The sequence below is a fragment of the Collinsella aerofaciens genome (genome assembly GCF_015557435.1).
GTDB lineage: Bacteria > Actinomycetota > Coriobacteriia > Coriobacteriales > Coriobacteriaceae > Collinsella > Collinsella aerofaciens_Z.
The window spans coordinates 1-1931 of the sequence record NZ_JADNOH010000030.1 but is presented as its reverse complement, the minus strand read 5'-3'; the positions used below and the strand labels follow the sequence as shown (position 1 = coordinate 1931).

Genomic DNA, 1931 nt, shown 5'->3' with positions numbered 1-1931 from the left:
GGCCGCGGCGGCCCGCGCTGCATGAGCATGCCCTTCTGGCGCGAGGACCTCTAAGGTCTTCAAGGACCCGTACAGGTCATAATACATACATCTAGCTGCCATTAGATGTCTCCCATTGGGGCGGTGCGGGTTTTCGCACCGCCCCAATCTTGTATGAGGAACGTCAACACGATTGGACGACTGCTTTTGTAAGGAGCTTGGCCATGGACATCAAGACGATTGGCGTTGAGGAATGGCTCAACGTTTGGGAGAAGAGCGCCACGTGGGACATCGCCCAGTCGACGATCTCGTCGCTCACCATGGGCGAGCTGCGCGCGCTCGATGAACAGGACGGCGCCACGTTCTACGAGCGCCTGGACCGCGAGAAGATGAACTACGGCTGGATCGAGGGCTCGCCGGAATTTAAGGCCGAGGTTGCCAAGCTGTATCGTCGCGAGGTCAATCCCGATCACATTCTGCAGACCAATGGCTGCACGGGCGCAAACCTCAACGCCATCATGGCTGTGGTCGAGCCCGGCGACCACGTTATCGCCGAGTGGCCCACCTACGCGCCGCTCTACGAGATTCCGCGCACGCTGGGCGCCGAGGTCGAGTATTGGGAGCTTCGCGAGGAACTCGGCTGGAAGCCCGATATCGAGGAACTCAAGCGCTTGGTGCGCCCCACCACCAAGCTCATCTGCATCAACAACGCATCGAACCCCATCGGTACGGTTCTCGATGCCGATATGCTCGGCCAGATTGCCGAGATTGCCCGCTCGGTGAGCGCCTATGTGCTGTGCGACGAGGTGTACCTGCCGCTTGAGAACACCGAGGCCTTTATGTCGATGGCCGACGTGTACGAGAGGGCCATTGTCACCAACTCGTTGTCGAAGACCTATTCGACGCCTGCGGCCCGCGTGGGCTGGGTCCTGGCCGACGAAGAGGTGTCCAATCGCATGCGTACCTATCGCGATTACACCATGATCTGCGGCGGCGTGTTCAACGATGCCCTGGCGACCTATGTGCTTGAGCACAAGGATAAGATTCTCGAGCGCAATCGCAAGATCGTGTTTGGCAACCGCGATATCGCGCAGGCTTGGATCGATACGCAGCATCGCGTTTCCTGGACGGCCCCGCAGGGCGTGTCCACCTCGTTTATCCAGCTGGATATTCCCGAGGATGACGAGGAGTTCTGCAGGCGCCTGCTGTCCGAGAGGGGAGTGCTGCTGGTCCCCGGTGGCCGTTTTGAGCTTCCCTGCGGCGCACGCCTGGGCTACTGCGCGAGCGAGGACGTTCTGCGCGAGGGCCTGAGGCTTTTGGGCGAGGCACTGGCGGAGTTCGATCGCTAGGATTCCGATGGTCTTCGGGGGCCTTATCCAAATTAGCCGAAGATAATCGAAAACGGACCCGTTTCATAGGGGAAGCGGGTCCGTTTTTCTATACCGAGAAGTCAAGTTGTTACAAATGGGGCCGTAAAGCGAGCCGGTATCCGCTGGGCCTTATACTGAGTTTCCGGTGAACGGTATCAAGCGTCTGGTAAACGGTAATTTATTTACCAGAAATGAATAGGACAAACTTTTTTCTGAATAAAAATGAAAATGGTTGAGATGCGGTGTGAACCGCTAATTCTATTCATAGCTTTATTGGAAATATGCAATTTGAGGATGGTTTAACAAAGTTTAGTTCCATTTGATTTTAGGATTAAAACGCGTTTAAGCACGTAAATACGCTTTATTAAGATGAAGTGTGCCATGCGTGAAGTATATGTGTATGCCGTTCACCCTCTATAAAAAACCGTTCGGGGGCAAGGTGGAAGTATGAGCTGATTTTGGATATAAATATGTCGTCAGCAATAACGCCTCACACGGAGGGGCGCTAACGAATCGGCCCTGACAGGGGCCCGAAAGAAAGGTAGGAGGCCATGACGAAAGGTCTGCACGTGCCTTCCGAGA

Annotated in this window: 1 protein-coding gene; it reads left to right on the top strand. The window is 55.5% G+C overall.

Annotation, left to right across the window (positions count from 1 at the left end; genetic code table 11):
• The first annotated feature begins 203 nt into the window (after window positions 1-203).
• The gene (locus I2G43_RS02425) at window positions 204-1328 is read left to right on the top strand and encodes an aminotransferase (RefSeq protein WP_195534951.1); all 1125 of its coding nucleotides are present in this window, start codon (window positions 204-206) and stop codon (window positions 1326-1328) included.
• Window positions 1329-1931: the final 603 nt, after the last annotated feature.

What these genes read in the sequence shown, in the direction of transcription:
- I2G43_RS02425 (WP_195534951.1), top strand. Translation starts at nt 204, where the DNA reads ATGGACATCAAGACGATTGGCGTTGAGGAATGGCTCAACGTTTGGGAG.